The 25024-nt window shown below is 56.2% G+C and carries 26 protein-coding genes and 4 tRNA genes; 17 read left to right on the top strand and 13 right to left on the bottom strand.

Features of this window, described 5'->3' with window-relative positions:
- Positions 1-21 precede the first annotated feature (21 nt).
- A complete protein-coding gene (gene hemF / locus AC4IC4_RS16730; RefSeq protein WP_491471547.1) occupies positions 22-921 on the bottom strand; it encodes an oxygen-dependent coproporphyrinogen oxidase in 900 nt (299 codons plus the stop codon).
- Complete coding sequence (amiA, locus tag AC4IC4_RS16725) at positions 921-1796, bottom strand: N-acetylmuramoyl-L-alanine amidase AmiA (protein ID WP_024907603.1); 876 nt, start codon at positions 1794-1796, stop codon at positions 921-923. The genes hemF and amiA overlap by 1 nt, the downstream gene beginning before the upstream one ends.
- Before the next feature lie 212 nt (positions 1797-2008).
- Between amiA and AC4IC4_RS16720 the strand changes: the two genes are divergently transcribed.
- From AC4IC4_RS16720 to pdxK, 10 genes are all read left to right on the top strand, one after another.
- Positions 2009-2434 (top strand): GNAT family acetyltransferase, encoded by a 426-nt coding sequence (locus AC4IC4_RS16720; RefSeq protein WP_024907604.1) that lies wholly within the window; start codon positions 2009-2011, stop codon positions 2432-2434.
- The gene (locus AC4IC4_RS16715; protein ID WP_090420073.1) at positions 2421-2870 is read left to right on the top strand and encodes a DUF2919 domain-containing protein; all 450 of its coding nucleotides are present in this window, start codon (positions 2421-2423) and stop codon (positions 2868-2870) included. The genes AC4IC4_RS16720 and AC4IC4_RS16715 overlap by 14 nt, the downstream gene beginning before the upstream one ends.
- 63 nt (positions 2871-2933) lie before the next feature.
- Complete coding sequence (locus tag AC4IC4_RS16710) at positions 2934-3509, top strand: RpoE-regulated lipoprotein (RefSeq protein ID WP_024907606.1); 576 nt, start codon at positions 2934-2936, stop codon at positions 3507-3509.
- A 92-nt stretch (positions 3510-3601) separates the two neighbouring features.
- On the top strand, positions 3602-4501 hold the full coding sequence (locus AC4IC4_RS16705; RefSeq protein WP_023332959.1) for a Dyp-type peroxidase: 900 nt from the start codon (positions 3602-3604) through the stop codon (positions 4499-4501).
- A 173-nt stretch (positions 4502-4674) separates the two neighbouring features.
- Positions 4675-5688 carry a sulfate ABC transporter substrate-binding protein gene (locus AC4IC4_RS16700; RefSeq protein WP_491471546.1) on the top strand — a complete coding sequence of 338 codons (1014 nt, stop codon included), beginning with the start codon at positions 4675-4677 and terminating at the stop codon, positions 5686-5688.
- Positions 5688-6521, top strand: coding sequence for a sulfate/thiosulfate ABC transporter permease CysT (gene cysT / locus AC4IC4_RS16695; RefSeq protein ID WP_004123378.1), 834 nt, complete (start codon positions 5688-5690; stop codon positions 6519-6521). Before AC4IC4_RS16700 ends, cysT begins: the two co-directional genes overlap by 1 nt.
- Entirely contained in the window at positions 6521-7396 is an 876-nt protein-coding gene (gene cysW, locus AC4IC4_RS16690; protein WP_024907608.1) for a sulfate/thiosulfate ABC transporter permease CysW, read from the top strand. The genes cysT and cysW overlap by 1 nt, the downstream gene beginning before the upstream one ends.
- Positions 7386-8480, top strand: coding sequence for a sulfate/thiosulfate ABC transporter ATP-binding protein CysA (cysA, locus tag AC4IC4_RS16685; RefSeq protein WP_008501607.1), 1095 nt, complete (start codon positions 7386-7388; stop codon positions 8478-8480). Before cysW ends, cysA begins: the two co-directional genes overlap by 11 nt.
- 117 nt (positions 8481-8597) lie before the next feature.
- On the top strand, positions 8598-9509 hold the full coding sequence (gene cysM / locus AC4IC4_RS16680; protein WP_032646706.1) for a cysteine synthase CysM: 912 nt from the start codon (positions 8598-8600) through the stop codon (positions 9507-9509).
- A gap of 5 nt (positions 9510-9514) precedes the next feature.
- Positions 9515-10351: a pyridoxine/pyridoxal/pyridoxamine kinase gene (gene pdxK, locus AC4IC4_RS16675; protein ID WP_024907610.1), complete on the top strand. Its 837-nt coding sequence runs from the start codon at positions 9515-9517 to the stop codon at positions 10349-10351.
- 44 nt (positions 10352-10395) lie between these two features.
- Here the strand turns inward: pdxK and crr are convergent, their stop codons facing one another.
- The 5 genes from crr to cysZ form a co-directional block, all read right to left on the bottom strand.
- Entirely contained in the window at positions 10396-10905 is a 510-nt protein-coding gene (gene crr / locus AC4IC4_RS16670; protein WP_003861316.1) for a PTS glucose transporter subunit IIA, read from the bottom strand.
- A 40-nt stretch (positions 10906-10945) separates the two neighbouring features.
- Positions 10946-12673 carry a phosphoenolpyruvate-protein phosphotransferase PtsI gene (ptsI, locus tag AC4IC4_RS16665; protein WP_032646702.1) on the bottom strand — a complete coding sequence of 576 codons (1728 nt, stop codon included), beginning with the start codon at positions 12671-12673 and terminating at the stop codon, positions 10946-10948.
- A gap of 44 nt (positions 12674-12717) precedes the next feature.
- Entirely contained in the window at positions 12718-12975 is a 258-nt protein-coding gene (ptsH, locus tag AC4IC4_RS16660) for a phosphocarrier protein Hpr (protein ID WP_000487600.1), read from the bottom strand.
- Between the two features lie 317 nt (positions 12976-13292).
- Positions 13293-14264, bottom strand: a complete 972-nt coding sequence (gene cysK / locus AC4IC4_RS16655) for a cysteine synthase A (protein ID WP_014884739.1) — start codon at positions 14262-14264, stop codon at positions 13293-13295.
- 163 nt (positions 14265-14427) lie between these two features.
- Entirely contained in the window at positions 14428-15189 is a 762-nt protein-coding gene (gene cysZ, locus AC4IC4_RS16650; RefSeq protein WP_491471545.1) for a sulfate transporter CysZ, read from the bottom strand.
- A 230-nt stretch (positions 15190-15419) separates the two neighbouring features.
- Here cysZ and zipA point away from each other — a divergent pair, with 230 nt between their 5' ends.
- The 3 genes from zipA to AC4IC4_RS16635 all read left to right on the top strand — a co-directional run bounded on the left by zipA (position 15420) and on the right by AC4IC4_RS16635 (position 18699).
- Complete coding sequence (gene zipA / locus AC4IC4_RS16645; RefSeq protein WP_032646698.1) at positions 15420-16397, top strand: cell division protein ZipA; 978 nt, start codon at positions 15420-15422, stop codon at positions 16395-16397.
- Between the two features lie 69 nt (positions 16398-16466).
- Positions 16467-18482: an NAD-dependent DNA ligase LigA gene (ligA, locus tag AC4IC4_RS16640; RefSeq protein WP_491471544.1), complete on the top strand. Its 2016-nt coding sequence runs from the start codon at positions 16467-16469 to the stop codon at positions 18480-18482.
- Position 18483: 1 nt separating this feature from the next.
- Positions 18484-18699, top strand: a complete 216-nt coding sequence (locus tag AC4IC4_RS16635; protein ID WP_003861328.1) for a DUF3820 family protein — start codon at positions 18484-18486, stop codon at positions 18697-18699.
- Here AC4IC4_RS16635 and AC4IC4_RS16630 read toward each other — a convergent pair.
- The gene (locus AC4IC4_RS16630) at positions 18696-19691 is read right to left on the bottom strand and encodes a bile acid:sodium symporter family protein (RefSeq protein WP_370883423.1); all 996 of its coding nucleotides are present in this window, start codon (positions 19689-19691) and stop codon (positions 18696-18698) included. The two genes, AC4IC4_RS16635 and AC4IC4_RS16630, sit on opposite strands and share 4 nt — an antisense overlap.
- Positions 19692-19780: 89 nt before the next feature.
- Here AC4IC4_RS16630 and AC4IC4_RS16625 point away from each other — a divergent pair, with 89 nt between their 5' ends.
- Positions 19781-20716, top strand: coding sequence for a LysR family transcriptional regulator (locus tag AC4IC4_RS16625; RefSeq protein ID WP_491471543.1), 936 nt, complete (start codon positions 19781-19783; stop codon positions 20714-20716).
- On the opposite strand, the gene AC4IC4_RS16620 is transcribed toward AC4IC4_RS16625, so the two are convergent.
- Positions 20713-21051, bottom strand: a complete 339-nt coding sequence (locus tag AC4IC4_RS16620; RefSeq protein WP_032659298.1) for a FlxA-like family protein — start codon at positions 21049-21051, stop codon at positions 20713-20715. The two genes, AC4IC4_RS16625 and AC4IC4_RS16620, sit on opposite strands and share 4 nt — an antisense overlap.
- Positions 21052-21258: 207 nt before the next feature.
- Here AC4IC4_RS16620 and xapA point away from each other — a divergent pair, with 207 nt between their 5' ends.
- From xapA to AC4IC4_RS16605, 3 genes are all read left to right on the top strand, one after another.
- On the top strand, positions 21259-22083 hold the full coding sequence (gene xapA / locus AC4IC4_RS16615; RefSeq protein WP_024907618.1) for a xanthosine phosphorylase: 825 nt from the start codon (positions 21259-21261) through the stop codon (positions 22081-22083).
- Between the two features lie 51 nt (positions 22084-22134).
- Entirely contained in the window at positions 22135-23391 is a 1257-nt protein-coding gene (locus tag AC4IC4_RS16610; RefSeq protein ID WP_491471542.1) for a nucleoside permease, read from the top strand.
- Positions 23392-23458: 67 nt separating this feature from the next.
- Positions 23459-24349 (top strand): LysR family transcriptional regulator, encoded by an 891-nt coding sequence (locus AC4IC4_RS16605; protein ID WP_061714688.1) that lies wholly within the window; start codon positions 23459-23461, stop codon positions 24347-24349.
- A 47-nt stretch (positions 24350-24396) separates the two neighbouring features.
- Here AC4IC4_RS16605 and AC4IC4_RS16600 read toward each other — a convergent pair.
- The 4 genes from AC4IC4_RS16600 to AC4IC4_RS16585 all read right to left on the bottom strand — a co-directional run bounded on the left by AC4IC4_RS16600 (position 24397) and on the right by AC4IC4_RS16585 (position 24774).
- Positions 24397-24472: transfer RNA gene (locus AC4IC4_RS16600), tRNA-Lys, on the bottom strand.
- Between the two features lie 4 nt (positions 24473-24476).
- Positions 24477-24552, bottom strand: a tRNA-Val gene (locus AC4IC4_RS16595).
- Between the two features lie 29 nt (positions 24553-24581).
- Positions 24582-24657: transfer RNA gene (locus AC4IC4_RS16590), tRNA-Val, on the bottom strand.
- 41 nt (positions 24658-24698) lie between these two features.
- Positions 24699-24774, bottom strand: a tRNA-Val gene (locus AC4IC4_RS16585).
- Between the last annotated feature and the right edge of the window lie 250 nt (positions 24775-25024).

The raw sequence follows: 25024 nt of genomic DNA, 5'->3' as shown, positions 1-25024 counted from the left end.
AAGCGCAGCGCCATCCGGCAGTTAAACCCAATCCCGAACCTGAATAAATTCTTTTAAGGCAGCCTCCGGGCTGCCTTCTTTTGGCTCGTAGCAGTACTCCCAGCGCACCAGCGGCGGCATCGACATTAAAATCGACTCCGTGCGCCCGCCGGTCTGCAGGCCGAACAGCGTCCCGCGATCCCACACCAGATTAAATTCCACGTAGCGCCCCCGACGGTAGAGCTGGAACTCACGTTCGCGCACGCCATAGTTGGTGTTTTTACGGCGTTCGACAATCGGCAGGTACGCGTCGGTATAGCCTTCACCCACCGCGCGCATAAAGCTGAACGCGGTATCAAAATCCGGCGTGTTGAGATCGTCAAAGAACAGCCCGCCGATGCCGCGCTGCTCGTCGCGGTGCTTCAGGTAAAAGTAGTCGTCGCACCACTTTTTAAATTTCGGGTAGACGTCTTCGCCAAACGGCAGGCAAAGATCCCGCGCGGTGGTGTGCCAGTGCACGGCATCCTCTTCGAAGCCGTAATAGGGCGTTAAGTCGAAACCGCCGCCGAACCACCAGACCGGGTCGGCGCCCGGTTTTTCCGCAATGAAAAAGCGCACGTTGGCGTGGCTGGTCGGCACAAACGGGTTGTGCGGATGCACCACCAGCGAGACGCCCATCGCCTCAAAGCTGCGGCCTGCGAGCTCGGGACGATGTGCCGTCGCAGACGCAGGCATGGCGTCGCCGTGAACGTGGGAAAAATTCACGCCCGCCTGTTCGAAGATGCCGCCGTTTCGCAGCACGCGGCTGCGCCCGCCGCCTCCGGCCTCGCGCTGCCAGGTATCTTCCTGAAATTCACCGCCGTCTGCTGCGGCCAATTTCTGGCAGATCTCATCCTGCAGCTGCAGCAGGAAGGTTTTGACCAGTTGAGCATCGGGTTTCATTAACGTTTCCTGGAGTGCGCTTTTTGGTTATCGAACCAGTTGAAGTAACTGATAATGCCGGAGGCGATGGCGTTGGCGATCTTCTGACGAAACGCCGTGGTGCCGAGGAGTCGCTCCTCTTCCGGGTTGGTAATGAAGGAGGTTTCCACCAGCACGGACGGGATGGACGGTGATTTCAGCACCACGAACGCTGCCTGCTCGGTGCCTTTACTGTGCAGACGATGCACTGGCTTAATCTTCTTCAGAATATGCGAGCCGAGCGTCAGGCTGTTTTTGATCGTATCCGTCTGCACGAGGTCGAACAGCACCTGCTGTAGCAGGTGGTCTTTGTCAGTGGCTTTCTTCCCGGCGACTTCATCCGCCCGGTTTTCGCGGTCGGAGAGGTATTTCGCCATGGCGCTACTGGCGCCACGGTTGGAAAGCGCAAACACCGAGGCACCGGCCGCAGAAGGGTTGGTAAAGCCGTCGGCGTGGATCGACATAAACAGATCCGCACCGTGCTGGTGGGCGATCTCTACGCGGTCATACAGCGGAATAAAGGTATCGCCAGAACGCGTCAGACGGGCGTCAATGCCGTTACTGCGTAAAATTGCGCGCACATTTTTTGCAATTGCCAGCACGACGTGTTTTTCTTTCGACCCGTTTTTGCCGATGGCGCCGGTATCAATGCCGCCGTGCCCTGGGTCGAGCATCACCAGACGCTTCGCGCCCGGCTTTTTGGCTTTCGGTTTGCTGTGTCCGTTACTGGTTTTGAGCGTGCTCTCGTCTTTCGCCTGAGCCTGCTTTGCGATGCCCGTTAACGTTAAGGCCGCCAGCCCCGCTTTGAGAACCTGACGACGCGATGTGAGTGCTTTTAATGGTTTGAATGTGCTCATGCGGCCTGAATACTAAAAAATGGGGTCCTGGTGTTATATCGTATCGTGTTTCCCGTTACGACAGTCCATATTGAGAATTGTTTTACTTTTCATTTCAATACGTGACAAAGTGACATTATGCCAAATTTTGGCGAGATTTTCCCCGGTTATTGGCTAAAGGCGTGCTTCGCGCCATAATCACTGTTTTTAAACCCGAAAAGGCGGTTAATACCATGGAGATACGCGTTTTTCGCCAGGAAGATTTCGAAGAGGTGATCACCCTTTGGGAGCGCTGCGATCTGCTGCGTCCGTGGAACGATCCGGAAATGGATATCGAACGTAAGGTGAATCATGACGTCAGTCTGTTTCTGGTCGCGGAAGTCAATGGCGAGGTTGTGGGGACGGTAATGGGTGGTTACGACGGCCATCGCGGCTCGGCCTATTATCTGGGCGTTCACCCGGAATACCGTGGCCGCGGCATTGCCAATGCGCTGCTGAACCGACTCGAGAAGAAGCTGATCGCCCGCGGCTGCCCAAAGATCCAGATCATGGTGCGGGAAGATAACGACGTGGTGCTGGGCATGTATGAGCGTCTGGGCTACGAGCACGCTGACGTGCTGACTCTGGGCAAGCGTCTGATCGAAGATGAAGAGTACTGAGATCCATCCGGCTGACTATGACGCGCAGGGCCGCGTCAGGCTGCCCTTTTTATTCTGGTGCGTTCTGCTGCTCCAGGCCCGGACCTGGGTGCTGTTTGTGATGGCCGCCGCGTCGCGCGGGCAGGGTGACACGCTGCTGAATCTCTTTTATCCCGATCACGACGCCTTCTGGCTCGGACTACTGCCGGGCGTACCGGCGGTGGTGGCGTTTTTGTGCAGCGGCCGGCGGCAGGCGATCCCGCGTTTGTGGCGCGCGCTTCGCGGGCTGCTGATCCTTGCCCAGATTGCGCTGCTCTTCTGGCAGCCGGTACTCTGGTGGTACGGTGAACCGCTGACGGGCACCGGCGTTGCGCTGGTGGTTGCCGATATTGTGGCGCTGCTGTGGCTGCTGACGAATCCGCGTCTTCGCGCCTGTTTTGCGCCTCAGGACGATTAATCCGGCACTTTTTGCCGATGTCGCACTCCAACAAGCGTTGATTTAATTAGAAAGGACGTTTCAATGAAATCGCTGCGTTTACTTTTATGCGCTCTCCCGCTGGCGTTGACCGGCTGTTCGACGCTCTCCTCCATTAACTGGTCCGCCGCGTATCCGTGGAACTGGTTTGGCTCATCAACGGAAGTGACCGAGCAGGGCGTGGGGAAAATTACCGCCGCGACGGCGCTGGATCAGAATGCTATTCAGGATGCGCTCAGCAGCGATTACCGTCTGCGCAGCGGCATGAAAACGGAGAATGGCAATATTGTTCGCTATTACGAAGCGCTGAAGGGCGACAAGCTGGCGCTGGTGATCAACGGTGACAAAGGCACGGTAAACCGAATTGCGGTGATGGATGAAGATATTCCGACCGCTAGCGGCGTGAAAGTAGGGACCCCGTTTAGCGATCTTTATAAGCAGGCTTTTGGCAATTGCACCAGCTTGCCGTCTGACGATAAGGTCGCGGTGGAATGTAAGGCGGAAGGCAGCCAGCACATCAGCTATGTCTTCACCGGAACCTGGAGCGGACCGGAGGGACTGATGCCCTCTGACGACACGCTCAAGAGCTGGAAAGTGAGCAAAATACTCTGGAAGCAGTAATTTGCGCCTGAACAAACCGCCTCGCTGAAATCCGGGTATAATACCCGCCATCAATGCCACGCTGACGTGGCATCTTTATTTCAGGAGGAGCGATGTCTCAGGTTCAGAGTGGCATTTTGCCAGAACATTGCCGCGCGGCGATTTGGATTGAAGCCAATGTTAAAGGGGACGTGGATGCCCTGCGTGCGGCCAGTAAAGCGTTTGTTGATAAGCTGGCCACCTTCCAGGCCAAATTCCCGGAAGCCCACCTCGGCGCCGTTGTTGCCTTTGGCAATAACGTCTGGCGTCAGTTGAGCGGTGGCGAAGGGGCGGAAGAGCTGAAGGACTTCATCCCTTACGGCAAAGGTCTGGCACCTGCGACCCAATATGACGTGCTGATCCACATTCTCTCCCTGCGTCACGACGTGAACTTTTCCGTTGCCCAGGCCGCTGTGGCGGCCTTTGGCGACAGCATTGAGGTGCAGGAAGAGGTTCACGGCTTCCGCTGGGTGGAAGAGCGCGATCTGAGCGGCTTCGTCGACGGGACGGAAAACCCGGCGGGTGAAGAGGTTCGTCGCGACGTGGCGGTCATTAAAGACGGCGTGGACGCGGGCGGCAGCTACGTGTTCGTTCAGCGCTGGGAGCACAACCTCAAGCAGCTTAACCGCATGAGCGTGCACGACCAGGAGATGATGATTGGGCGTACGAAAGAGGCGAACGAAGAGATCGACGGCGACGACCGTCCCGTTACCTCTCACCTGACCCGCGTTGACCTCAAAGAAGACGGCAAAGGGCTGAAGATTGTTCGCCAGAGCCTGCCGTACGGTACTGCAAGCGGCACGCACGGCCTCTACTTCTGCGCCTACTGCGCGCGCCTGTATAACATTGAGCAGCAGCTGCTGAGCATGTTCGGCGATACCGACGGTAAGCGCGACGCCATGCTGCGCTTCACCAAACCGGTGACCGGCGGCTACTACTTTGCGCCGTCCGTTGAGCGTCTGCTGGCACTGTAATAGCCTTTCTCCCTCTCCCTGTGGGAGAGGGCTGGGGTGAGGGCATCAGGCCGCACCCCTTATTCCCTTTTCTGCTTCTAAATCACCAAACGGTATATAAAACCGTTACTCCTTTCATCCCCGTTATAAATATTATGACTATAAGATAGTCATCACATTTATAAGGGTGCGCAATGGCCGTTACTGTACTAAAAAAAGGAACTCTGGCGCTGGCAGGTTTACTGCTGGTGGCACAGGCGCATGCGACTGAACTGTTAAACAGTTCGTATGACGTCTCCCGCGAGCTGTTTGCCGCCCTTAACCCCCCGTTCGAACAGCAGTGGGCGAAAGACAATAACGGCGATAAGCTGACCATCAAGCAGTCCCACGCCGGTTCGTCCAAGCAGGCGCTGGCCATTCTCCAGGGGCTGAAAGCGGATGTGGTGACCTACAACCAGGTCACTGACGTGCAGATCCTGCACGACAAAGGCAAGCTGCTTCCGGCGGACTGGCAGAGCCGACTGCCTAACAACAGCTCGCCGTTCTATTCCACCATGGGCTTCCTCGTGCGTAAGGGCAACCCGAAGAATATCCACGACTGGAGCGACCTGGTGCGTTCCGACGTGAAGCTGATTTTCCCAAACCCAAAAACCTCCGGTAACGCGCGTTACACCTATTTAGCCGCGTGGGGCGCAGCGGACAAGGCTGACGGTAACGATAAAGCCAAAACCGAGCAGTTCATGACCCAGTTCCTGAAAAATGTCGAAGTGTTTGATACCGGCGGCCGTGGGGCGACCACGACCTTCGCAGAACGCGGTCTCGGCGATGTGCTGATCAGCTTTGAATCGGAAGTGAACAACATCCGCAAACAGTACGAAGCGCAGGGCTTCGAGGTGGTTATCCCGAAAACCAACATTCTGGCCGAATTCCCGGTCGCATGGGTGGATAAAAACGTGCAGGCAAACGGTACCGAGAAAGCGGCAAAAGCCTATCTCAACTACCTGTACAGCCCTCAGGCGCAGACCATCATTACCGATTACTACTACCGCGTGAACAACCCGGACGTGATGAACAAGCTGAAAGATAAATTCCCGCAGACCGCGCTGTTCCGCGTGGAAGATCATTTTGGCTCCTGGCCAGACGTGATGAAAACGCATTTTGCCAGCGGCGGTGAGTTAGATAAATTGCTGGCGGCGGGGCATAAGTAATGTTTGCAGTATCGACAAAACGCGTGCTGCCGGGCTTTACCTTAAGCCTCGGGACCAGCCTGCTGTTCGTCTGCCTGATCCTGCTGTTGCCGCTCAGCGCGCTGGTGATGCAGCTTGCGCAGATGAGCTGGGCGCAGTACTGGGACGTGGTCACCAACCCGCAGGTGGTGGCGGCCTATAAGGTGACGCTGCTGTCGGCGTTTGTCGCCTCCATTTTTAACGGCGTGTTTGGCCTGCTGATGGCGTGGATTTTAACCCGCTATCGCTTCCCGGGCCGTACGCTGCTTGACGCCCTGATGGATCTGCCGTTTGCGCTGCCGACGGCGGTGGCGGGCTTAACCCTCGCGTCGCTCTTCTCCGTGAACGGGCTGTACGGCGAGTGGCTGGCGAAATTTGACATCAAGGTGACCTATACCTGGCTCGGTATCGCGGTGGCGATGGCCTTTACCAGCATCCCGTTTGTGGTCCGTACCGTGCAGCCGGTGCTGGAAGAGCTGGGTCCGGAATACGAAGAAGCGGCGGAAACGCTGGGCGCCACGCGCTGGCAGAGCTTCCGCAAGGTGGTGCTGCCGGAGCTCTCTCCGGCGCTGATGGCGGGCGTCGCGCTGTCGTTTACCCGCAGCCTCGGCGAGTTCGGCGCCGTGATTTTTATCGCCGGGAACATCGCCTGGAAAACGGAAGTGACCTCGCTGATGATTTTCATCCGTTTGCAGGAGTTTGATTATCCGGCGGCGAGCGCAATTGCCTCGGTGATCCTGGCGGCCTCGCTGCTGCTGCTGTACTCAATTAACACTCTGCAAAGTCGCTTTGGTCGACGTGTGGTAGGTCACTGATGGCGGAAGTTACGCAATTGAAGCGATACGATGCACCCCGCATCAACTGGGGTAAATGGTTTCTGATTGGGGCGGGCGTGCTGGTTTCCGCCCTCATTCTCGTCGTGCCGACGGTTTATATCTTCGTTCAGGCGTTCAGCAAGGGCCTGATGCCCGCGCTGGAAAACCTGGCAGACCCGGATATGCTGCATGCCATCTGGTTGACCGTAATGATTGCGTTGATCTCCGTGCCGGTGAACCTCGTGTTCGGGACTCTGCTGGCCTGGCTGGTGACGCGCTTTAACTTCCCGGGACGTCAGCTGCTGCTGACCCTGCTGGATATTCCTTTCGCCGTATCGCCGGTGGTGGCGGGTCTGGTGTACCTGCTCTTTTACGGCTCCAACGGCCCGCTGGGCGGCTGGCTGGATGCACATAACCTGCAGATCATGTTCGCCTGGCCGGGTATGGTGCTGGTTACCATCTTCGTGACCTGTCCATTTGTGGTGCGTGAGCTGGTGCCGGTGATGTTAAGCCAGGGGAGCAACGAAGACGAAGCGGCGGTGCTACTGGGGGCTTCGGGCTGGCAGATGTTCCGCCGCGTGACGCTGCCGAACATTCGCTGGGCGCTGCTTTACGGCGTGGTACTGACCAACGCCCGCGCGATTGGTGAGTTCGGTGCCGTTTCCGTTGTTTCCGGTTCCATTCGCGGTGAAACCCTGTCGCTGCCGCTACAGATTGAATTGCTGCAGCAGGACTACAACACCATCGGCGCGTTTACTGCCGCAGCGTTGCTGACGCTGATGGCCATTTTGACCCTGTTTTTGAAGAGTGTGGTGCAGTGGCGTTTAGAAAATCAGGAAAAACGTCAGCATCAGGAGGGAAATCATGAGCATTGAGATTGCCAATATTAAGAAGTCTTTTGGTCGCACCCAGGTGCTGAATGATATCTCGCTGGATATCCCTTCCGGACAAATGGTGGCGCTGCTGGGGCCGTCTGGCTCGGGTAAAACTACGCTGCTGCGTATTATCGCCGGGCTTGAGCATCAGACCAGCGGGCATATCCGCTTTCACGGCACCGACGTGAGCCGCCTGCATGCCCGCGATCGTAAAGTAGGTTTTGTGTTCCAGCATTACGCGCTGTTCCGCCACATGACTGTGTTCGACAACATCGCGTTTGGCCTGACCGTGTTGCCGCGTCGCGAGCGCCCGGATGCGGCAACCATTAAGGCGAAGGTGACCAAACTGCTGGAGATGGTGCAGCTGGCTCATCTGGCGGACCGTTTCCCGGCCCAGCTGTCCGGCGGGCAGAAACAGCGCGTGGCGCTGGCGCGTGCGCTGGCCGTTGAGCCGCAAATTCTGCTGCTGGATGAACCTTTCGGCGCGCTGGATGCACAGGTGCGTAAAGAGCTGCGCCGCTGGCTGCGTCAGCTCCATGAAGAGCTGAAATTCACCAGCGTCTTCGTAACCCATGACCAGGAAGAGGCGATGGAAGTCGCGGATCGCGTGGTGGTCATGAGCCAGGGCAACATTGAGCAGGTTGACGAACCGGAGCAGCTCTGGCGCGAACCGGCGACCCGCTTCGTGCTGGAGTTTATGGGCGAGGTAAACCGTCTTCAGGGTACTATTCGCGGTGGGCAGTTCCACGTGGGCGCGCACCGCTGGCCGCTGGGCTATACCTCCGCGCATCAGGGACCGGTCGATCTGTTCCTGCGTCCGTGGGAAGTGGACGTGAGCCGCCGAACCAGCCTGGATTCACCGCTGCCGGTGCAGGTGCTGGAAGCTAGCCCTAAAGGTCACTACACCCAATTGGTGGTACAGCCCCTGGGCTGGTATACCGAGCCGCTGACCGTGGTCATGCGCGACGACGTGCCGCCGCACCGAGGAGAGCGCCTGTTTGTCGGTCTGCAGCACGCCCGTATTTATCACGGCAAGGAGCGCATCGAGACGCGCGAGGATATTGCTCTGGCGGAGTCAGCCTGATAGGTTATTAGGATGTTTATCGCCCGGTGGCGCTGCGCTTACCGGGCCTACAGTTATCACTGCGTCTTGTAGGCCGGGATCGCTGCGCGCGCCCGGCTTTTTTATTGAGTAAAAAACGTGAATACACTCGAAAACACCATCGGCAACACGCCTCTGGTCAAGCTTCAGCGCATGGGGCCAGACAACGGCAGCGAAATCTGGGTCAAACTCGAAGGCAATAACCCGGCGGGGTCGGTGAAAGACCGCGCGGCGCTGTCGATGATTGTCCAGGCCGAAAAGCGCGGCGAGATTAAGCCGGGCGACGTGCTGATTGAAGCCACCAGCGGTAACACGGGTATCGCGCTGGCGATGATTGCGGCGCTGAAAGGCTATCGCATGAAGCTGCTGATGCCGGACAACATGAGCCAGGAGCGCCGTGCCGCGATGCGTGCCTACGGAGCCGAGCTGATTCTGGTGACCAAAGAGCAGGGGATGGAAGGCGCGCGCGACCTGGCGTTAGAAATGGCCGAGCGCGGCGAAGGTAAACTGCTCGATCAGTTTAATAACCCGGACAACCCGTACGCACACTACACCACCACCGGCCCGGAAATCTGGCAGCAAACCGACGGGCGTATCACCCATTTTGTCTCCAGCATGGGTACCACCGGCACCATTACCGGGGTATCGCGTTTTCTGCGCGAGCAGGATAAAGCCGTCACCATTGTCGGCCTGCAGCCGGAAGAGGGGAGCAGCATTCCGGGCATTCGCCGCTGGCCTGCGGAGTATATGCCCGGCATCTTTAATGCGCAGCTTGTGGACCAGGTGCTGGATCTTCACCAGCGCGAGGCGGAAAATACCATGCGTGAGCTGGCCGTGCGCGAAGGCATCTTCTGCGGCGTCAGCTCGGGCGGCGCGGTAGCGGGTGCGATTCGGGTAGCAAAGGCAAATCCGGGCGCGGTGGTGGTGGCGATTATTTGCGATCGCGGCGATCGCTATCTGTCTACCGGCGTCTTTGGTGAAGAGAGTTATTCGCAGGGGGCGGGGATTTAAGCGTCATGGAGATGATTCTATTCCGGGATAATACCCGGGCGCAGCAAACCGATATTGTCGCCGTGCAGTCGCAGGTGGTTTACGGCAGCGTGGGGAACAGCATTGCGGTACCGAATATTCGAACCCACAGGCTGAACGTCACCGCCGTGCCAACGGTACTGTTTAGCAACACGCCGCACTACGACACGTTTTATGGTGGGGTGATCCCCGACGAGTGGTTCAGCGGCTACCTGAAGGCGCTGGAAGAGCGCGAGATCCTGCGCGAGCTTAAAGCGGTCACCACCGGCTATATGGGCAGTGCCAGCCAGATCGTCCTGCTGGCGCAGTGGTTGAAGGGGGTCAAAGCGCAGCATCCTGACCTGCTGGTGCTGGTCGACCCGGTTATCGGCGATATCGACAGCGGAATGTACGTGAAGCCCGAGATCCCCGAAGCGTATCGGGAGCACCTGCTGCCGCTGGCGCAGGGGATTACGCCAAACGTCTATGAACTGGAAGTGTTAAGCGGCAAACCCTGCCGCACGCCGGAAAGCGCCATCGCGGCGGCACAGGGACTGCTCTCTGATAGCCTGAAATGGGTGGCGATTACCAGTGCACCGGTCGCTGACGACCCGCAGAACATCCACGTGGTGCTGGTGACGAATGAAGGCGTCACCGTCAGCGCGCATCCGCGAGTAGAAACCGATCTGAAAGGGACGGGCGACCTGTTCTGTTCAGAGCTGGTGAGCGGCATTGTTGAGGGGAAAACCGTTGCCGATGCCATTCGCATGGCCGGCGACCGGGTGACGGACGTGATGCTTTATACCCAGTCGAAAGGTTACGACGAGCTTATCCTCCCCGCATAAACAAAAATGGCGCCCGAAGGCGCCATTTTTCTGTGCGGCAAGAATTACTTCTTGATGCGGATAACCGGGGTTTCACCCACGGTGACGCTGCCAGACAGTTTGATCAGTTCTTTGATTTCGTCCATGTTGGAGATAACAACCGGTGTCAGGGTAGACTTGGCTTTTTCTTCCAGCAGTGGCAGATCGAATTCAATCACCGGGTCGCCAACTTTCACACGCTGGCCTTCTTCCGCGATACGTTTGAAGCCTTCGCCTTTCAGTTCAACGGTGTCGATACCGAAGTGAACGAACAGTTCGATACCGCTATCAGATTCGATAGAGAACGCATGGTTGGTTTCAAAAATTTTACCGATGGTGCCGTCAACTGGAGCAACCATTTTGTTGCCAGTTGGTTTGATAGCAATGCCATCACCAACGATTTTCTCAGCAAACACTACATCCGGCACGTCTTCGATGTTGACGATCTCGCCGGAGAGCGGAGCAACAATCTCAATAGTTCCGGAGTCTTTTTTATCATCAGAAACCAGAGATTTCAGTTTATCGAACAAACCCATGATCTTCTCCTAAGCAGTAAATTGGGCCGCATCTCGTGGATTAGCAGATTGTTTTTTCTTCAATGAACTTGTTAACCAGCGTCATTAACTCGTCCGTTGTCGGTTGAGCAAGAGCCTGCTCTGCTAATACCTTCGCATCTTCGAAGTTCGTGTTACGGATAATCTTCTTAATGCGCGGGATGGAAATGGCGCTCATAGAGAATTCGTCCAGACCCATACCCAGCAACAGAAGTGTAGCACGTTCGTCGCCTGCAAGCTCACCACACATGCCAGTCCATTTACCTTCAGCATGAGAAGCATCAATAACTTGCTTGATCAAGTTCAGTACGGACGGTGACATTGGCTGGTAGAGATGTGAAATCATATCATTACCACGGTCAACTGCCAGGGTGTACTGCGTTAAATCATTGGTACCGATACTAAAGAAATCAACTTCTTTGGCTAAATGACGCGCAATGGTCGCCGCCGCTGGTGTTTCCACCATCACGCCGATCTCGATTGACTCGTCAAACGCTTTACCTTCGTCACGCAGTTCCTGTTTGTAGATTTCAATCTCTTTCTTCAGTGCACGCACTTCTTCAACAGAGATGATCATCGGGAACATGATGCGCAGTTTACCGAAAGCAGAGGCGCGCAGGATCGCACGAACCTGGTCACGCAGGATCTCTTTACGATCCATCGCGATACGCACGGCACGCCAGCCCAGGAACGGGTTCTCTTCTTTCGGGAAGTTCATGTACGGCAGCTCTTTGTCGCCACCGATGTCCATGGTACGGACGATAACCGCCTGAGAGCCACACGCTTCAGCCACGGCTTTGTAAGCAGCAAACTGCTCTTCTTCCGTTGGCAGCGCGTCGCGGTCCATGAACAGGAATTCTGTACGATAGAGACCGACACCTTCCGCACCGTTGCGCTCAGCGCCATCAACGTCGCGGACGGTACCGATGTTTGCGCACACTTCAACCTGATGGCCGTCCAGGGTGATGGCTGGCAGGTCTTTCAGCTTAGCGAGTTCCGCTTTTTCAGTCGCAACCTGCTCCTGAACCGCGCGCAGTTTATCGATCTCTTCATTGGTTGGGTTGACGTAAACCAGATTGTTTACGGCATCCAGAATCAGATAGTCGCCATTTTTCACCTGAGAGGTGACGCTACCGGTACCCACGATGGCAGGCAGTTCCAGAGAACGCGCCATGATAGAGGTGTGGGAGGTACGGCCACCCGCGTCGGTGATGAAACCGAGGACCTTTTTCAGGTTCAGCTGTGCGGTTTCAGACGGGGTGAGGTCAGCGGCAACCAGGATCACTTCATCCTGAATCGCGCTCAGGTCGATGATGGCCAGGCCCAGGATGTTGCGCAGCAGGCGCTTACCGATGTCACGTACGTCGGCCGCACGCTCTTTCAGGTATTCATCATCCAGTTCTTCCAGGGCAGTTGCCTGACCTTCGATAACTTCATGCGCAGCCGCGTCGGCCGTCATGCCTTTATCTTTAATCAGGGCTATGATTTCCTGCTCCAGCTCCTCATCTTCGAGCAGCATGATGTGCCCTTCGAAGATGGCTTCTTTTTCTTCACCGAAAGTTTCGCCAGCTTTAGTTTTGATTGCTTCCAGTTGCGCAGATGCCTTGGCACGACCGCTCAGAAAACGTTCAACTTCCTGATCAACCTTGTCGGCAGAAATTTTTTTCCGGTCGATGACGATCTCGTCTTCTTTCAGCAGCAGTGCCTTGCCGAAAGCGATACCCGGGGATGCTAAAATGCCTGAAATCATAACCCTACCTTACTTGTGACTGATATTTAAAAGAACCCGGAAACTTACTCGAGCTCAGCCATCAGTTTAACCAGATGCTCAACTGCTTTCTGCTCGTCTTCACCTTCTGCAGAGATGGTGACAACGGTGCCCTGAGTCAGGCCCAGAGTCTGCAGTTTGAACAGGCTTTTTGCGCTCGCGCTTTTGCCGTTGGAAGTCACAGTGATTTCAGAAGTGAAGCCTTTTGCTTCTTTAACAAACTGAGCAGCAGGGCGGGTGTGCAGACCGTTCGGAGCGGTAATGGTAACTTCTTGCTGGAACATTGTATTTCCCCAACTTATAGGTTTAGTGTTGTGGAACTAAAGTCTAGCCTGGCGACTGAACTTTAGCCTGTATTGTTAGCGCTGACGTTTCGATCGTCATTAAACATTATGCAGCGAAAGCAAGACTTGAACCAAATCATAAAATCGATTCAGCAAGGCTATTTCGTTTGCCGATTAATTTCACGCATCAAAATAATTGCTGGTTTAAATACCAGACCCTTCGGGGTGAAGCAATGCCAAGAGGGGTAAAAGTTTGAAGCAGGCCACAAAAAAGCACCTGAAAAGGTGCTTTTTTACGCGTTATTAACATGCTGGCACTACTGTTGCAGCTCTTTTTCGGTAAACAGATCGGCAAACAGTGCGGTGCTCAAGTAACGCTCACCCGAGGACGGAAGGATAACCACAATATTCTTATTGGTAAAGGCTTCATCTTCCTGAAGCTTGAGCGCTGCCGCAACGGCCGCACCGGAAGAGATACCCGCCAGAATGCCTTCTTCATCCATCAGGCGACGCGCGGTAGAGATGGCTTCTTCGTTAGTGATGGTAACCACTTTATCGATCAGCTTCAGATCCAGGTTGCCCGGAATGAAGCCTGCGCCAATACCCTGAATTTTGTGTGGGCCGGGTTTGAGCTCTTCACCCGCCAGTGCCTGGGTGATAACCGGTGAGTCGGTTGGCTCAACGGCAACGGTGATCAGGTCTTTTTTACCCTTTGTGCCTTTAATATAGCGCGACACGCCGGTCAGCGTACCGCCGGTACCCACGCCGGAGATAAAGACGTCAACCTGGCCGTCGGTATCTTCCCAGATTTCCGGACCGGTGGTCTTCTCGTGAATTTCCGGGTTAGCCGGGTTGCTGAACTGCTGCAGCAGGAGATATTTCGCCGGATCGCTGGCCACAATCTCTTCGGCTTTCTGAATGGCGCCCTTCATGCCCTTCGCGCCTTCGGTCAGCACCAGGTTCGCGCCCAGCGCTTTGAGCAGCTTACGACGCTCGATGCTCATGGTTTCTGGCATGGTCAGCGTCAGCTTGTAGCCGCGCGCGGCAGCCACATAGGCCAGAGCGATACCGGTATTGCCGCTGGTCGGTTCCACCAGCTCAACGCCTGGCTTCAGTACGCCACGTTTTTCAGCATCCCAAATCATGTTTGCACCGATACGGCATTTTACGCTGAAGCTCGGGTTACGTGATTCGACCTTCGCCAGAATGCGTCCATTACCGATACGGTTCAGTCGAACCAGGGGCGTATGACCGATAGTCAGCGAGTTGTCTTCATAAATCTTACTCATGGCCTGTCCTTAACTGTATGAAATTGGGATACCGACCCAGCATACCTGCTAAGCAGGTAGGGGGAAGTAAGGAATTCGCATATCTATATACTGCAAGGAAATAATGGGGATCAGTATGGAATAAGGGGCGGCATAAGCCACCCCTGCTTTACACATTTTTGCATTATTTCCATAACGCGTGTTTATCACGGTAGCAGTCGACCCACATCGCCGTCGCGCCGCAGACGGCGACGGGCATGATGAACAGATTCAGGAACGGAATCATGGTGAACAGGCTGGTCAGCGCGCCAAACTGCATATTGGCGACCTTCTGGCTGCGCAGGGCGGTGCGCATCGTTTTAAACGGCACCTTGTGGTTATCGAACGGATAATCGCAGTACTGGATGGCCAGCATCCAGGCGCTGAACAGGAACCACAGCACGGGTGCCACCGTCTGGCCAATGCCGGGCACAAAGTAGAGGATAAGCAGCACAACCGCGCGGGGCAGGTACCAGGCAAACTTCTGCCATTCACGCTTCATAATGCGAGGGAGGTCTTTCATGATCCCCCATATGCCCGTGTCCGGCGGCGTCGCGCCGGTAAGCCGCGCTTCCAGCTGTTCCGCCAGCAGACCGTTAAACGGTGCGGCTATCCAGTTTGCAATCGTCGAGAAGAAATAGCCAAACACCAGCAGCACGGAGATCACCGCCACTGGCCAGAGCAGGTAGTTAAGCCACTGCAGCCAGTCTGGCACGTAGCTCATCAGCGACGGGATCCAACTCTCCAGCTTGGTGAACAGCCACCAGAACGCGCCGCCCATCAGAATAATGTTGATCAACAGTGGGAGAATGACGAAGCGTCGAATCCCCGGCAGGGAGACCAGTTTCCAGCCCTGAGAAAAATACCAGACGCCGCTGCGCGGGGGAGAAGAAGATGTTGAAACCATAGCCAGGCTGTACTCCTTTTTACACAACCAGTGGAATTGCCCGCCTATATTATCCACTTACGGAGCAATGACCAGTTCGGAAATGTTCGAAAAACCAGCAAAAAGCACGATTTCCTTCATCTTTATGCTGTGAATGCTCTGCACACACTTGCACTTGACGTAAACGGCAAATACTCTTAGTGAGTAAATGTTTGCCGTGGTGGCAAGGTGTTAGAACAACAGAGAATATAATGATGCAGGATTTGCGTCTGATATTAATCATTGTTGGCGCGATCGCCATAATCGCTTTACTGGTACATGGTTTCTGGACCAGCCGTAAAGAGCGTTCCTCGATGTTTCGCGATCGCCCACTGAAGCGCATGAAGTCCAGTCGTGATGACGATGACAGTGAAGATGACATCGACGGCAGCGACGACGACGGCGTGGGTGAAGTTCGTGTTCATCGGGTCAATACTGCGCCCGGCGCAGGCCATGGGGAGCAAGAAGCACCTCGTCCTTCGCAGCACCAGTATCAACCGCCGTATGCTTCCGCACAGCCGCGCCAGCCAGCGCAGCAGCCTGTGGAAGAGCCGGTGCGCCAGCCGCCGCAACAGCCTGTCTATCAGCAGCCTGCCCAGCCGGTTCAACAGCAACCGGTGCAGCAGCCCGTGCAACAACAGCCTGCTCAGCCGGTACAACAACCGCAGCAGCCTGTTCATGTCCAGCCTGCGCCTCAACCCGCTCCGGCACCGCACGTTGAGCCTGAGCCCGTTGTAGAGCCAGAGCCGGTTGTTGAAAAACCGCAGCGTAAAGAAGCGGTGATCATTATGAACGTGGCCGCGCATCACGGTAGCCATCTCAACGGTGACGTGCTGCTTAACAGTATTCAACAGGCAGGCTTCAAGTTTGGCGATATGAACATTTTCCATCGCCACCTGAGTCCTGACGGTAGCGGCCCGGCGCTGTTCAGCCTGGCCAACATGGTTAACCCAGGCACCTTTGATCCGGAAATGACCGGTGATTTCGTGACCCCGGGTGTGACTATCTTTATGCAGGTGCCGTCCTACGGCGACGAACTGCAAAACTTTAAGCTGATGCTGCAGTCTGCCCAGCATATCGCTGACGAAGTCGGCGGTGTGGTGCTCGACGATCAGCGTCGAATGATGACCCCGCAGAAACTGCGCGAGTATCAGGACCGCATCCGCGAAGTTAAGGAAGCCAACGCGTAATCGCCGCGTTGACTTCAACTCCTCCTCAACCCCCGCCTGTCGGGGGTTTTTTCTCATTGATGGTGCGATATGGACTCAATCGAACAACAACTCACTGAACTGCGAACCACGCTTCGCCATCATGAATACCTCTATCATGTTATGGACGCGCCGGAAGTTCCGGATGCGGAGTATGACCGCCTGATGCGCGAGCTGCGCGAATTAGAGGCGCAGCATCCTGACCTCATCACACCGGATTCCCCCACCCAGCGGGTCGGCGCTGAGCCGCTGGGGGCTTTTAGCCAGGTGCGTCATGAAGTGCCGATGCTGTCGCTGGATAACGTCTTCGATGAAGAGAGCTTCCTCGCGTTTAACAAGCGCGTGCAGGATCGCCTGAAAAGCAGCGACTCCCTCACCTGGTGCTGCGAGCTGAAGCTGGATGGCCTGGCAGTCAGCCTTCTCTACGAAAACGGCGTGCTGGTACGCGCCGCGACGCGTGGCGACGGCACGACGGGTGAAGACATCACCACCAACGTGCGTACCATCCGAGCGATCCCGCTGAAGCTGCAGGGCGACAACATTCCTGCGCGTCTGGAAGTGCGCGGCGAAGTGTTCCTGCCCCAGGCGGGCTTCGAGAAAATTAACGAAGAGGCGCGTCGCACCGGTGGGAAGGTGTTTGCTAACCCGCGTAATGCGGCGGCGGGCTCTCTGCGCCAGCTTGACCCGCGTATCACCGCGAAGCGACCGCTTACTTTCTTCTGCTACGGCGTCGGTATTCTGGAGGGCGGCGAGCTGCCGGATACCCATCTCGGGCGTCTGCTGCAGTTTAAAGCGTGGGGCCTGCCGGTGAGCAACCGCGTTCAGCTCTGCGACTCGCCGGAAGCGGTACTGGCGTTCTACCACAAAGTGGAAGAGGACCGTCCGACGCTCGGGTTTGATATTGATGGCGTGGTCATCAAGGTGAACTCACTGGCGCTGCAGGAGCAGCTGGGCTTTGTGGCGCGCGCGCCGCGATGGGCGGTGGCGTTTAAGTTCCCTGCTCAGGAGCAGATGACCTTCGTTCGCGACGTAGAGTTCCAGGTCGGCCGTACGGGCGCCATTACCCCGGTTGCCCGTCTGGAGCCTGTGCAGGTTGCGGGCGTGCTGGTGAGTAACGCCACGCTGCATAACGCCGATGAAATCGACCGCCTGGGCTTGCGCATTGGTGACAAAGTGGTGATTCGCCGCGCGGGGGACGTGATCCCGCAGGTGGTTAACGTTGTGGAGTCAGAACGTCCTGATGATACGCGCGAGATTGTCTTCCCGACCCATTGCCCGGTGTGTGGATCTGACGTAGAGCGTGTGGAAGGTGAAGCGGTGACGCGCTGCACGGGGGGCTTAATCTGTGGCGCACAGCGTAAAGAGTCACTGAAGCACTTCGTCTCCCGTCGGGCGATGGACGTCGACGGCATGGGTGATAAAATTATCGATCAGCTGGTTGAGAAAGAGTATGTCCACACGCCAGCGGATCTCTTCAAACTGACGGCGGGCAAACTGACCGGTCTGGACCGCATGGGGCCGAAGTCAGCCCAGAACGTGGTTAACGCGCTGGAAACGGCAAAAGAGACCACCTTCGCCCGTTTCCTGTACGCGCTGGGCATTCGTGAAGTGGGTGAAGCAACCGCAGCAGGTCTGGCAGCATACTTTGGTACGCTGGAGGCGCTGGAAAAGGCGAGCATCGAGGAGCTGCAGAAAGTTCCGGATGTCGGCATCGTTGTCGCCACGCACGTCTTTAACTTCTTCGCCGAAGAGAGCAACCGCGAAGTCATCGGCAAACTGCTGGAAGAGGGCATCAGGTGGCCTGCACCGGTAGTGGTCAACGCCGAAGAGATCGACAGCCCGTTCGCCGGTAAAACGGTGGTGCTGACCGGCAGCCTGAGCCAGCTTTCACGCGACGATGCAAAAGCGCGTTTGGTGGCGCTGGGGGCAAAAGTGGCGGGCAGCGTGTCGAAGAAAACCGACCTGGTGATCGCCGGGGAAGCGGCGGGTTCGAAGCTGGCGAAAGCCCAGGAGCTCGGCATTGAGGTTATCGACGAAGCGGAAATGATGCGTCTGTTAGGAAAGTAACGTGGAGAAAGAGCAGCTCGTTGAGATCGCCAATACCGAGATGCCGTTCGGTAAATACAAGGGCCGCAGGCTGATCGATTTGCCGGAGGAGTATCTGCTGTGGTTTGCCCGCAAGGATGAATTCCCGGCAGGGCGACTGGGCGAGCTGATGGCGATCACGTTACTGATCAAAACCGAGGGGCTGACCCAGCTGGTGCAGCCCCTGAAACGTCCTTAAGCCTTCGCGGCGCGGGTCTCTTCCTGCGCCAGCTTTTCGGTCTGGCGTTTGTAGCGACGCGCCAGCACCGCGCAGACCATCAGCTGGATCTGATGGAAAATCATCAGCGGCAGCACCATCATTCCAATCACCGAGGTCGGGAACAGAATGTTGGCCATCGGGATACCGTTAGCCAGACTCTTCTTCGAACCGCAGAACACAATCGTAATTTCATCCGCTTTGTTGAAGCCGCACTTGCGTGCCACAAAGACGTTTACCGCTATTACAATCGCCAGCAGGACAATGCTGACCACCACGATAAACAGCAGCGAGCCTGCCCCCACCTTGTGCCAGATCCCGTTCACGACCGCTTCGCTGAAGGCGGAGTAAACCACCAGCAGAATCGAGGTTTGGTCGGTTTTTGAGATCCACTTTTTATGCTTCGCCACAAATGCGCCGGTCCACGGACGGGAGAGATGGCCCAGGACAAACGGCAGCAACAGCTGCAGACAAATTCTTCCGACCTGCTCCAGGTTACCTTCCGCCCCGTGCATGTTCATCAGCAGGCCCACCAGCAGCGGAGAGACGAAAATCCCTAACAGGCTGGATGCGGATGCCGAGCAGACCGCGGCCGCCACGTTGCCGCCTGCCAGCGAGGTAAAAGCGATGGCGGACTGCACGGTGGCCGGCAGAATACAGAGATACAGGAAGCCGGTGTAGAGTGCCGGGTCAACATTAACCGGTGCCCACCAGGCAAACAGCACCCCGAGGATCGGGAACAGAATAAAGGTGCTACACATCACCCACAGATGCAGTCGCCAGTGTCCGCCGCCTGCGATAATGGCTTCGCGGGAGAGTTTGGCGCCGTGCATAAAGAACAGCAGGGCGATGGCCGCCGTGGTCAAGCCTTCAAAGAATGGGACGAAACCGCCGCGAGCCGGGAAAAACGAGGCCAGTAAAACGGTAACCACCAGGGTAAGCGTGAACGGATCAAGGATACGAAAAAGTTTCATAATCTCTCCTGAAAACAGATGTCGCTATTGTGCTTTCTTCCATTTGAGAAATAAAATTGATTTATTGCATCCATTCATGAATTAAATAGATGAATTATTCATTACGTCAGCTTCGTGTTTTTGTCACCGTGGCGCAGGCTCGTAGTTTTAGCCGGGCAGGGGAGATGATTGGCCTGAGCCAGTCGGCGGTCAGCCACAGCGTGAAAGAGCTGGAGAATCAGACCGGGGTGAAGTTGCTTGACCGCACCACGCGCGAAGTGGTGTTGACCGAAGCAGGTCAGCAGCTGGCCCTGCGCCTCGAGCGGCTGCTGGATGAGCTGAACAGCACGCTCAGAGACGTGGGGAGGCTGGGGCAGCAGCTTTCGGGTACCGTGCGGGTCGCGGCCAGCCAGACGATCTCTGCGCACCTTATTCCGCAGTGTATAGCCGAGGGCAGTCATCGCTACCCGGACATTGATTTTGTCCTGCATGACAGGCCGCAACAGTGGGTGCTGGAGAGTATCCGTCAGGGAGATGTGGATTTTGGTATTGTTATCGATCCCGGTCAGGTGAGCGATCTGGCGTGCGAAAGCATACTTTCGGAGCCCTTTTTGCTGCTCTGTCGTGACGACGATCCGCTGGACACATTGCCGGAAGTCAGCTGGCAGTCCCTGCAGGGCGCGAACCTGGTTTTACAGGATTATGCCTCGGGCAGCCGTCCGCTGATTGATTCCGCGCTGGTGAATCAGGGCGTAAAGGCAACGATTGTCCAGGAGATTGGTCACCCGGCGACGCTGTTTCCGATGGTGGAAGCCGGGATTGGCATCAGCGTGTTGCCAGCCCTGGCGCTTCCCCTGCCGCAGGGAAGCCGGCTGGCCGTCAAGCGATTAACGCCCGTTGTCGAGCGAAAGCTGATGCTGGTGCGGCGAAAAAATCGTTCACTCTCGGGGGCGGCGCAGGCTATCTGGGAAGTGGTGCGTATCCAGGCACAACGATTAACCGAAGCCCGCATACGCGACCCACTGTTTAACGCATCAGAAGATTAGATGTAGATATCGATCTGATTATTGTCTGACGGGCTGTTCACCCCTTCCACTTTGCCCAGCTTTTGATCCTGCTTCTTCTGGGCCTCTTCAGCCTGCTGGCGCTGCAGTGCGGCGAGCTGCGCCTGCAGCACTTTGATCTGGGTCTGAATAAGTTCCTGCTGCTTCTTCTTCTCATCCGTGCTGACGGGGCTGTTCGCCAGCTCTTTTAACTGCTGGGTCAGCTTTTTGATCTTGTCGAGAATGCGGGTGATTTGCGCAGAGATATCGTTACTGCTCGAAGTGCCACTCGCGCCGCTGGTTTGAATCTGTTGGGTTGAAGCCTGAATGGTCGTCATACTTTTTCCTCGCGTTATAAAACAGAGGTATCGGCACCGACGGGATTAGCTTGAGCAAAACTGCCATATCTGGCAGGGAGTTGCATCGATACACAATCAGTATTGATGGTGCGGTGAAAGTGTATTGGAGGTCACCAGCAGGCTGCGGATATAAGACGTAAGTCATGCGATCCCCGCTATCGCGATTTTCATCCTTAAGGAGCCTCTATGACCCTCTCGAATAACCCGTGGTACTGCGCCGATATCATTCGCGCCGCTAAGCCGAACTTCACGCCTCGCGTGGCGTTTATTCTCGGCTCTGGCCTGGGCGCACTTGCCGACCAGATTGATGACGCCGTTTCCCTGAGCTACGAAAAGCTGCCGGGCTTCCCGGTGAGTACCGTTCATGGGCATGCCGGCGAGCTGGTGCTCGGACATCTGGCCGGGGTGCCGGTTGCCTGCATGAAGGGGCGCGGCCATTTCTATGAAGGGCGCGGGATGACCATCATGACCGATGCGATCCGCACCTTTACGCTGCTGGGGTGCGAGCTGCTGTTTAGCACCAATGCGGCGGGTTCGCTGCGCCCGGAGGTTCAGCCGGGAAGCCTGGTTGCCCTGAGCGACCATATCAACACCATGCCGGGCACGCCGATGGTGGGGCTGAACGATGAGCGCTTTGGCGATCGTTTCTTCTCTCTGGCCAATGCTTACGACGCGGATTACCGTGCCGTTCTGCAAACCGTGGCAACGAAAGAAGGCTTCCCGCTCCATGAAGGGGTGTTTGTCTCTTATCCTGGCCCGAACTTTGAGACGGCGGCCGAGATCCGCATGATGCAGATTATCGGCGGCGATGTGGTGGGGATGTCCGTGGTGCCGGAAGTGATTTCCGCGCGCCACTGCGGCCTGAAGGTCGTGGCTGTTTCTGCAATTACCAATCTCGCCGAAGGGCTGGGGGAGGTCAAACTCTCGCATGAGCAAACCCTCGCTGCTGCCGAGCTCTCCCGCCAGAACTTTATCAATCTTATCTGCGGTTTTCTTCGCCATATTGCCTGAGTAAAACAATAAAGTGGCCCGCCAGGGCCACACTGCTATAAGGAATGGGTTATGAACATCACGACTCGCTTAAAGCTGATGTCCTTTATGCAATATTTTATCTGGGGGAGCTGGCTGGTAACCCTCGGCGCTTACATGATTAACACCCTACACTTTACCGGCTCCGACGTGGGCATGGTGTACAGCTCCAAAGGACTTGCCGCGATTGTTATGCCCTCGCTGGTGGGCATTATTGCCGACAAATGGCTGCGGGCAGACCGTGCTTACGTTATTTGCCACCTCGTCTGCGCCGTCGCGCTCTGCTATGCCGCACAGGTCAATGAGCCTGGCCTGATGTTCTGGGTCATGCTGGTGAATGCGATGGCCTTCATGCCCACGATTGCGCTGTCGAATACGATTTCTTACTCCTGTCTTGAACAGGCAGGGCTGGATACGGTGAGCCATTTTCCGCGAGTACGGGTGTATGGCACCGTGGGCTTTATTGCCGCGATGTGGGCCATAAGCCTGATGGGGGCGGAGCTGAGCAACGTGCAGCTCTATATTGCGGCTGCCGCGTCCCTGCTGCTGGCGCTCTATTCTCTGACATTGCCAGCCATTCCAGTTGCACAGGCGAAAACCTCTCAGTCGCTGGCAAGCAAGCTGGGCCTCAATGCGTTTATCCTGTTTAAACAGCCCCGCATGGCGGTGTTCTTTTTATTCGCGATGCTGCTGGGCGCCGTGCTGCAGATAACCAACACGTTTGGCAGCCCCTTCCTGCATGATTTTGCGCGTAATCCGGCGTATGCCGATAGCTTTATCGTCAACTATCCGTCCATCCTGCTCTCCGTTTCGCAAATGTCTGAGGTGTTCTTCATTCTGACCATTCCGTACTTCCTCGGACGCTTTGGCATTAAAGCCGTCATGCTGATGAGCATGGTGGCCTGGATGCTGCGGTTCGGTCTATTTGCCTTTGGCGATCCGTCCGCGACGGGCTTCGTGCTGCTCATGCTCTCAATGATTGTCTACGGCTGCGCGTTCGACTTCTTCAATATTTCCGGCTCGGTATTTGTTGAACAGGAGGTCAGCGCCGATATCCGCGCCAGCGCGCAAGGGTTGTTTATGACGACCGTTAACGGTATCGGGGCGTATTTCGGTTCGGTATTGAGCGGTATGGCCGTTGATTATTTCTCGGTGGACGGGGTGAAGGACTGGCAGACGATCTGGCTGGTGTTTGCGGCCTATGCCCTGGTGCTCGCGGTGGTCTTTTACTTCAGCTTTAACTACCACCACACCTGTAAAAACAGCGGGATGCGCACAGTTGCGCACTAAATTTCCCCTCCGGACGCGGAAAGGCTTTAAGGTAGGCGCATAAGTGTTATCGCCAGGATATGTTTTGATGGAACGCGTCTATCGGACCGATCTCAAGCTGCTGCGCTATTTTCTGGCCGTGGCGGAGGAACTGCATTTTGGACGGGCTGCGGCCCGTCTCAATATGTCTCAGCCGCCGTTAAGCCTGCATATTAAAGAGCTGGAAAGCCAGCTGGGCACGTTATTGTTTATTCGCCACTCGCGAAGCGTCGCGTTGACGCATGCCGGTAAAGTGCTGATGGAAGAGTCACGACGGCTGCTCGCCAGCGCAAACCAGGCTCTGGCTCGCGTCGAGCAAATTGGCCGGGGGGAAGCAGGGCGCATTGAGCTGGGGATTGTGGGCACCGCCATGTGGAGTGAGGTGCGCACGGTTATGCGCGCTTTTTTGAAAGAACATCCGAATGTTGATGTCGTTTTTCGCGAGAAATCCCCGGTCATGCAGATGGCGCTGCTTGAGCGCCGGGAGCTGGATGTCGGGATCTGGCGAATGGCAACGGAACCTACCGCGGGGTTTACCAGCGTGCGGTTGCGTGAGGCGGCTTTTCTGGTGGCGATGCCGGAAGATCACCGGCTGGTTAGGGAACCTTCTATTGCGCTCGCAGAATTGCAGGACGAGTATTTTGTCACGATGCCGTCGGCCCATTCTGACTGGGCATTTTTACATCGTGTCTGCCAGCAGGCCGGTTTTTCGCCGATGATTGTGCGCGAAGCCGTTGAACCGCAAACGGTGCTGGCGATGATCAGCATGGGCATGGGAATTACGCTCGCCGCAGACAGCTACGCGCAAATGCAGTGGCCGGGCGTGGTGTTCCGTCCGCTGAAAGAGCGGATACCGGCAGATTTATATGTGGTGTATGACGAGAAGCAGGCGACGCCAGCGGTGAAGACGTTAATTGCGACGTTGACGGCTGGGAAGTAGACAAATCTCAGATAGCAAAAAAGCGCCTTTAGGGCGCTTTTTTACATTGGTGGGTCGTGCAGGATTCGAACCTGCGACCAATTGATTAAAAGTCAACTGCTCTACCAACTGAGCTAACGACCCGAAATGGTGGGCGATGACGGGCTCGAACCGCCGACCCCCTCCGTGTAAAGGAGATGCTCTACCAACTGAGCTAATCGCCCATTTCGGAACTGCTGCGATAAGGTGAGAATGGTGGGCGATGACGGGCTCGAACCGCCGACCCCCTCCGTGTAAAGGAGATGCTCTACCAACTGAGCTAATCGCCCAATCTCAATTCTTATCTACACTGCGAGTCTACCGAAGTAGATGGTGGGTGATGACGGGCTCGAACCGCCGACCCCCTCCGTGTAAAGGAGATGCTCTACCAACTGAGCTAATCACCCCCGCTGTGTGGAGTCGCATTATAGGGAGAGTTGAAAATGAGTCAACGCATTTTCTAAAGTTTTTATTCGTTCGTCGTAAAATTAAACAAAACGATCGCGAAACGGGCTGTGGCGCATGATTTCTAAACAAAAATCGCAAACCCGGTCATGATAAAGGGATCAACATTGAGGATTCCCCCCACAGTGATAGAATATTGCCCATCGTTTTTTCCCCAGGATTTGCCGATTGCCGGCATCTTTATAACGTAAG

The sequence above is a fragment of the Enterobacter sp. Taxon_2 genome, assembly GCF_058355295.1.
This window is presented reverse-complemented; position numbering and strand designations above follow the sequence as displayed.